At 68.6% G+C, this 7,229-nt stretch carries 6 protein-coding genes; 5 read left to right on the top strand and 1 reads right to left on the bottom strand.

Annotated elements, in window-relative coordinates:
• Position 1 precedes the first annotated feature (1 nt).
• Genes gspE through ACCD07_RS20065 form a run of 4 tightly spaced genes read left to right on the top strand, consistent with a single transcriptional unit; the run spans position 2 to position 5,545 of the window.
• A complete protein-coding gene (gene gspE / locus ACCD07_RS20050; RefSeq protein WP_176652966.1) occupies positions 2 to 1,423 on the top strand; it encodes a type II secretion system ATPase GspE in 1,422 nt (473 codons plus the stop codon).
• Positions 1,424 to 1,433: 10 nt separating this feature from the next.
• Positions 1,434 to 2,654, top strand: coding sequence for a type II secretion system inner membrane protein GspF (gene gspF / locus ACCD07_RS20055; protein ID WP_176652965.1), 1,221 nt, complete (start codon positions 1,434 to 1,436; stop codon positions 2,652 to 2,654).
• A 21-nt stretch (positions 2,655 to 2,675) separates the two neighbouring features.
• Positions 2,676 to 3,281 (top strand): type II secretion system protein N, encoded by a 606-nt coding sequence (locus ACCD07_RS20060; protein ID WP_176652964.1) that lies wholly within the window; start codon positions 2,676 to 2,678, stop codon positions 3,279 to 3,281.
• A gap of 11 nt (positions 3,282 to 3,292) precedes the next feature.
• A complete protein-coding gene (locus ACCD07_RS20065; protein WP_413448357.1) occupies positions 3,293 to 5,545 on the top strand; it encodes a patatin-like phospholipase family protein in 2,253 nt (750 codons plus the stop codon).
• Here ACCD07_RS20065 and ACCD07_RS20070 read toward each other — a convergent pair.
• Positions 5,535 to 6,296, bottom strand: a complete 762-nt coding sequence (locus tag ACCD07_RS20070; protein ID WP_176652963.1) for a helix-turn-helix domain-containing protein — start codon at positions 6,294 to 6,296, stop codon at positions 5,535 to 5,537. The genes ACCD07_RS20065 and ACCD07_RS20070 overlap by 11 nt on opposite strands.
• Positions 6,297 to 6,435: 139 nt before the next feature.
• Between ACCD07_RS20070 and ACCD07_RS20075 the strand changes: the two genes are divergently transcribed.
• On the top strand, positions 6,436 to 7,080 hold the full coding sequence (locus ACCD07_RS20075) for a porin family protein (protein ID WP_176652962.1): 645 nt from the start codon (positions 6,436 to 6,438) through the stop codon (positions 7,078 to 7,080).
• Positions 7,081 to 7,229 lie beyond the last annotated feature (149 nt).

Here is a 7,229-nt window from a genome sequence, read left to right on the forward strand (position 1 = left end):
GATGAGCAACCTTCTTCCCTATGCCTTCGCCCGCGACTTCGTGGTGCTGGCGCAGCAGAGCGACCAGGCCGAGAACACGGTCGACGTGATGGTGTGCGGCGCCACGGCGCCGGCGGCGATCGCCGAAGTGTCGCGCCGCTTCGGCCGCGTCCAGCTGAAAAACATGACGCGCGCCGACCTCGAGACGGCCATCGCCGCGGCCTACGCCAGCTCGGGCGGCAACGCCTCGATGGTGGCCGAGGAGTTCGACGCCGACCTGGACCTGACCAAGCTGCTGCAGGACGTGCCGGCCATCGAGGACCTGCTGGAATCGTCCGACGACGCGCCGGTGATCCGCATGATCAACGCGCTGCTGACCCAGGCACTGCGCGACAGCGCCTCGGACATCCACATCGAGCCGTTCGAACAGACCTCGGTGGTGCGCTTCCGCGTCGACGGCTCTCTGCGCGACATCGTCCGTCCGCGCAAGGCCATCCACGGATCGCTGATCTCGCGTATCAAGATCATGGCGCAGCTGGACATCGCCGAAAAGCGCCTGCCGCAGGACGGCCGCATCACGCTGCGCATCGGCGGCAAGCCGGTCGACGTGCGCGTCTCGACGCTGCCGACCGGTCACGGCGAACGCGCCGTGCTGCGCTTGCTGGACAAGGAAGCGGGACGACTGGACTTGAACCACCTGGGCATGAGCGAGCAGATGCTGCCCAAGTTCGACGCGCTGATCAACCAGCCGCACGGCATCGTGCTGGTGACTGGTCCGACCGGCTCCGGCAAGACCACCACGCTGTATGCCGCGCTGTCGCTGCTGAACGCGGCCACCACCAACATCATGACGGTGGAAGACCCGATCGAGTACGACTTGAACGGCGTCGGCCAGACCCAGGTCAACCCGCGCATCGACATGACCTTCGCCAAGGCGCTGCGCGCGATCCTGCGCCAGGACCCGGACGTCATCATGATCGGCGAGATCCGCGACCTGGAAACCGCGCAGATCGCGGTGCAGGCCTCGCTGACCGGCCACCTGGTGCTGGCGACCTTGCACACCAACGACGCCGCCGCCGCCGTCACCCGTCTGCTGGACATGGGCATCGAACCGTTCCTGCTGTCGTCGTCGCTGCTCGGCGTGCTGGCGCAGCGCCTGGTGCGCAAGCTGTGCGGCAGCTGCAAGACCTTCGACGGCCAGCAGTGGCACGCGGTGGGCTGCGAGCATTGCGGCCATACCGGCTACCAGGGCCGCGTCGGCGTGTACGAATTCCTGCAGACCACGGAGCAGATCCGCGCGCAGATCCACAACCGCGCCTCGGAGGCGGAAGTGAAGACGGCGGCGCTGGCCGACGGCATGCAGACCATGCGCGAGGACGGCGAGCGCTGGCTGGCCGCCGGCATCACCACGCAGGCCGAACTGCTGCGCGTGACCAAAGACTAGGCGAACGACGATGCCCGCATTCCGTTATGAAGCCGTCGATGCCGGCGGCGCCACCAAAAAAGGCGTGCTCAATGCCGACAGCGCGCGCTCGGCCCGTTCCGAGCTGCGCACGCAGGGGCTGGTGCCGCTGAAGGTCGACGCCATCGCCGCGCAGGTGGACGCCGCCGGCGTGGCCAAGAGCCGCGGCTTCGGCGAGCGCCTGTCAGCCACCGAGCTGGCTTTGTTCACGCGCCAGCTGGCCAGCCTGCTGGAGGCGGGCCTGCCGCTGGAGCAGGCCTTCACCGCTTTGCTGGAGCAGGCCGAGCGCCCGTACATGCGCGACCTGATCGCCTCGATCCGCTCGGAAGTGATAGGCGGCGCCTCGCTGTCCGATGTGCTGGGCCGCCATCCGCGCGACTTCGCCGAGATCTACCGCGCGCTGGTCGCTTCCGGCGAACAGATCGGCCAGCTGTCGCGCGTGCTGTCGCGCCTTGCCGACTACATCGAGCGGCGCAACGCGCTGATCCAGAAGGTGCGGCTGGCGTTCACCTATCCGGCCATCGTCACGGTGGTGGCGTTCTCCATCGTGATCTTCCTGCTGACTTATGTGGTGCCGCAGATCGTCTCGGTGTTCGCCAACACCAAGCAGAAGCTGCCCATCCTGACCGTCATCATGCTGGCCGTCTCGGACTTCGTGCGCAGCTACGGCATCGTGGTGGCGATCGCGCTGGTCGGCGCCTGGTTCATGTGGCGCCGGGCCCTGCAAAATCCCGCGCTGAAGCGGCGCTGGCACACCTGGCTGCTGACCGCGCCGCTGTACGGCAAGTTCGAGCGCAGCCTGAACACGGCGCGCTTCGCCAGCACGCTGGCGATCACCACCGGTTCCGGCGTGCCCATCCTGCGCGCGCTGGAGACCAGCCGCGACACGCTGTCCAACGTCGCCATGCAGGAGCTGGTGGAAGAGGCCAGCGACGCCGTGCGCGAAGGCGTCAGCCTGGCGCGTTCGCTGTCGGCGCAGAAGCACTTTCCGCCGATGCTGATCCACATGATACGCGCCGGCGAGATCACCGGCGAGCTGCCGGCCATGCTGGACCGCGCCGCCGCCGCGCAGGAGGCGGACCTGGAACGCCGCACGCTGACCATCGCCGGCCTGCTGGAACCGGCGCTGATCCTGGCGATGGGCGTGGTGGTGCTGCTGATCGTGCTGGCCGTGCTGATGCCTATCATCGAAATCAATCAACTGGTCCGCTGACAGAAGAACTAGAAGGAAATTATGAAGCGTTTGCCCTTGTTCGTAACCGTACTCGCCGTGGTGCTGCTGTCGGCATCGCTGGCCTATTGGGGACTGCAGTTGTTCAAGCCGCAGCAGCGCGCGATCGCCGCGCCGCCGGTGCAGGCCGCCGCGCCGCTGAACATCGAGGCGGCCAAGGGCCTGTTCGGCGGCCAGATCACCGTCGCCGCCGTCAGCAACTACCAGCTGCGCGGCGTGGTGGCCGCGCGCGGCAACGACAGCGCCGCCATCATCGTGGTCGACGGCCAGCCGCCGCTGGCGCTGGGTGTCGGCCGCGAAGTGGTGCCGGGCGTGACGGTCAAGGAAGTCCATCCGAAATACGTGCTGCTGTCCGAAGGCGGCGCGATCAAGCGCATCGAACTGGCCAGCGACGCCGGCGTCGGCAGCACGCCGGGCATGGCGCCGCAGCAGACCGGCGTGCCGCCGCAGCAATCGCTGCTGCCGGGGCCGAACCAGCCGCCGCTGCCGCAAATCGCGCCGCCGGTGCCGACGCCGAGCACGCAGCCGATGCCCGGCACCTCGCAGCAACCGCCGCCGCGCTCCAGCGTATCGTCCACCACCGTCTCCCCCGGCCCCGACCGACAATGACAGGAAACCGTATGGCTCGTATAGCTATCACCCGTACCCTGGCCGCAGCAGTTTGCTGCGGCTTTTTCTTGGCGGCCGCGTTTTGCGGTCCCGCAGGCGCACAAACCGCCACCTCCGTTGCGCCCGACGCAGCAATCAAGGCGCGGCCGAAGGTGGCGCTGGTGCTGTCCGGCGGCGGCGCGCGCGGCTTCGCCCACATCGGCGTGCTGCGCGCCTTGCAGGAACTGCGGGTGCCGGTCGATTTCGTGGTCGGCACCAGCATGGGCGCGGTGGTCGGCGGCGCCTATGCCGCCGGCAGCTCGGTCGACCAGCTCGAGCAGCTGGTGCGCCGCACAGACTGGAACGCCGTGGTGGCGGACCGGCCGCCGCGCGACGAGCTGGTGTACCGCCGCCGCGAGGAGGACCTGCTGCTGCCGTCGCGGATCGAATTCGGCGCCACGCTCGATGGCGTCTCGCTGCCGCCGGCCGCCGCCGGCAACGAGGCGCTGGAACTGGCGCTGAGCCGCGTGCTGCCGCACGGCGCGCGCGACAAGCCGGTCAACCAGCTGCAGTTGCCGTTCCGCTCCGTCGCCTCCGACCTGGTGACGGGCGAGCTGGTGGAACTGAACGACACCCCGCTGTTCCTGGCGATGCGCGCGTCGCTGGCGGTGCCGGGCGTGTTTGCGCCGGTGCGCGTCAACCAGCGCCTGCTGGTGGACGGCGGCCTGGTACGCAACCTGCCGGTGGACGTGGCGCGCGAAATGGGCGCCGACATCATCATCGCCGTCAACGTCGGCACGCCGCTGGCGCAGGAAAAGGAATTGGTCAGCGCGGTCAGCGTGGCGCAGCAGATGCTGCAGATCCTGACCGAGCAGAACGTCCAGCGCTCGCTCAAGGAGCTGCGCCCCAACGACATCCTGCTGGCGCCGGACCTGGGCGGCATCGGCTTCCTCGATTTCGGCCGCTACGACCGCGCGATGAAAGCCGGCGAGGCGGCGGTGCGTTCGATGAGCGAGCAGCTGGTCAAGCTGGCCTTGCCGGAGGCGCTGTATGCGTCGTACGAGGTGCGGCGCCTGTCGGCGCCGGTGCCGATCGACCAGCCGGTCAAGCTGGTCAAGCTGGAGGTGGCGCCCAGCGGCCGCATCAATCCGGAGGCGCTGGCGGTGCAGTCCGGCCTGAAGGTGGGGCAGATGGTCACCAGCGAAGAGGCGCAGCGCGCCGGCAACGAGCTGTTCGGACGGGGCGACCTGGCGCGCGTGGAGACCGAGATCCGCGACGACAAGGACGGCCGCAGCGTGCTGATCAAGCCGACCGAGGCCGATTGGGCGCGCAGCCGCCTGCGCGTGGGCCTGGAGCTGACCAGCGACTTCAGCGAGAACAATTCCTTCGAGCTGAAGGTGATGCATGTGCTGTCGTCGCTGAACGACTGGGGCGCGGAGCTGCGCACCGTCGGCCGTGTCGGCACCGAGCGGGTGCTGGGCACGCAGTTCTGGCAGCCGCTGGGCGCCGGGTCGCAGTGGTACGTGGCGCCGGAGCTGGAATACGGTTCGGCCTCCGTCGATCTTTTCAACGCGTCGGGCTTCAAGCAGGCGCGCTATGGCTACAACTACCAGTCGGGCAGCGTGTCGCTGGGCCGCCAGCTGGGACACTGGGGCGACCTGCGCTACCGCGTCTCGCGGGAAAAGCAGAGCGCTCACCAGACCATCCCGGAAGTGCGCACCGAGGCGAGCGAGATCCACACGGTGCAGACGCTGTCGTTCGATGTCGACAGCCTCGATACGGTGGCCTTCCCGACGCGCGGCACCCTGTTCGACCTGGAGTGGCAGCGCGTGCTGCACAGCGGCGAGGCCGGCGCGGTGCCGACGCGCCAGAGCGTGCAGGGGCTGCAGGCCTTCCACGTCGACCGCTGGGCGGGACACGTGTATGCCGAGTGGGCGCGCAGCCAGGGCGCCGCCGCCGGGAACAACACGCTGGGCGGCTTCCTGCGCCTGTCCGGCTCGCCGCCGGAATCCATCATCGGCAGCCGCATCGTGCTGGGCCGGGTGGTGATGGCGCGCAGCATAGGCGCGATGCCGGCCGCGCTGGGCGGCGACGTGCGGCTGGGCTTTTCGCTGGAGGCGGGCGGCGCCTACGGGCCCAAGGATCCGCTGCGCTGGGGTTCGCTGCACCAGGCGGCCAGCGGCTTCGTCGCGGTCGATACCCGCTTCGGCCCGCTGTACTTCGGCGCCGGCACCACCAAGGGCGGCAACAGCAGCGCCTATCTGTTCCTCGGGCCTATCTGGTAGCTTTTGCCGGCGGCGTCTGCGCCCGGCGCAGGGCCGTGAAGGCGGCGAATTCCCACGAGCGGAAGCCGACCAGCAGGGTGAAGCCGTCGCGTTCGTGCGGCGCCAGCTTGCGGTCGCCCTGGTGCAGCCGCGCCAGTTCGCCGGCCAGTTGCTGGATGCGGCCGACCAGTTCCTCGGCGCTGGGCAGCGACAGCCGCGCCGGCAGGCACAGCAGCGTTTCGCCGGCGCCGTCGAAGCTGCCGTTGAAGTAGTCGGCCACCGCGTGCTCGCGGAAGAATTGCTGCACCGGGCCGTCCGGCAGCCAGCGGAAGGCGTTCGACACGCGCAGCCGGTAGCGGTTCAGCGGCTTCAGTTCGATCACGCCCAGGCGGTCCAGCTCGGCGAGCAGCATGATGCATTCCGGCTCGCTCAGCTGGTAGGTTTCCAGCACCTGTTCCATGGTCCAGTGGCCCAGGCAGCAGATCGCCATCAGCAGCAGGTGCGGCTGCGCCAGCAGGGCTTTTTCCTGCGTCAGGGTCAGCGCGTCGGCCTGAGGCGTGGCGTCGGCGGCGCCGCGCAGCACGTCCTCCATCGCCACGCCGGCCGCCTTGCAGATCTGCGCCAGGCGCGACAGCGACATGTCCTGCTGGCCGAACATGCGCTTGACGCTCGATTCGCTCATCGCGATGCGCTCGGCCAGCATTTTGTAGGTGACGCCGGCGGCCCGCATCTGGGTCCGCAGCACTTGCAGCAGCAATTCCGGTGAACTCATGGCTTGCCTTGGTAAAAAAACAAAAGGTATCGTAACACGGTACCCGCCAGCGTGAAAAGCACGGCTTGGAATAATCAGGTAGTACATCGCGCCGAAGTGGGGGACACTGCGCCACGTTCACTCATCCCCAAGGAAAACCATGTCCCCAATATTCAAAAGTCTGTGCGGCGCATTGATCGGTGTGGCCCTGGCCGCCGGCAGCTGCGCCGGCGCCGAGGAGTTGTCCCCTTACTACGTGGGCGCCGACCTCGGCATCCACACCAAGTACAAACTGGAATGCTGGAATGGGACAGGCTGCGACGACATCGCCGGCCGCAGCGGCCGGCTTTATGGGGGCTACACCTTCGGTTCGAACGTCGTATTCGGCAAGGACAACAGCAACTCGGTGGAGCTGAGCACTTTTGAATTCGGCAATGTCCGCAGCGTGGTGCAGTCGTCGCCGGATGGCGGTCATCTGCCGGCCAAAAGCAAGGTGTATGGACTGGCGCTGGACTACGCATCGCGGCTGAAGCTGAGCGACAGGCTGTCGCTGGTCAGCAGGGCAGGCTTGAGCATGGCGCGCAGCAGCGTCCAGTACGCGGACGCCTTCACGCTGAACAACTACGGCGCGGCGGGCAGCGTGCGCCACAACCGTTTCGGCCTGACTTACGGCCTGGGGCTGTCCTACGCGGTGGACAAGAATTGGTCGGTGAACGTCGACTGGCGCCGCACGCCGGTCAAGCTGGGCGCCAACGACAAAACCCACGTCGACATGGTCTCGTTCGGCGTCGGCTACAACTTCTGACGAATTAACCCGAGCGCGGGGGGCCCCCCCCCCCCCCCCGGGGGGGGTACGGGCGTGCGGGGGCCGGGGGAGGGGTGTGGAGGGCCCCCCCGGCGGTGGGGGCCGGCGGGGCCGGGGGGGGGGGGGGGGGGGGGGGGGGGGGGGGGGGG

It is taken from the genome of Duganella sp. Dugasp56, assembly GCF_047304105.1.
Lineage (GTDB): Bacteria > Pseudomonadota > Gammaproteobacteria > Burkholderiales > Burkholderiaceae_D > Rugamonas > Rugamonas hordei.

Bases quoted from the DNA above. Each gene is read 5' to 3' on its own strand.
- gspE (WP_176652966.1), top strand. From the start codon at position 2: ATGAGCAACCTTCTTCCCTATGCCTTCGCCCGCGACTTCGTGGTGCTG.
- gspF (WP_176652965.1), top strand. From the start codon at position 1,434: ATGCCCGCATTCCGTTATGAAGCCGTCGATGCCGGCGGCGCCACCAAA.
- ACCD07_RS20060 (WP_176652964.1), top strand. From the start codon at position 2,676: ATGAAGCGTTTGCCCTTGTTCGTAACCGTACTCGCCGTGGTGCTGCTG.
- ACCD07_RS20065 (WP_413448357.1), top strand. From the start codon at position 3,293: ATGGCTCGTATAGCTATCACCCGTACCCTGGCCGCAGCAGTTTGCTGC.
- ACCD07_RS20070 (WP_176652963.1), bottom strand. From the start codon at position 6,296: ATGAGTTCACCGGAATTGCTGCTGCAAGTGCTGCGGACCCAGATGCGG.
- ACCD07_RS20075 (WP_176652962.1), top strand. From the start codon at position 6,436: ATGTCCCCAATATTCAAAAGTCTGTGCGGCGCATTGATCGGTGTGGCC.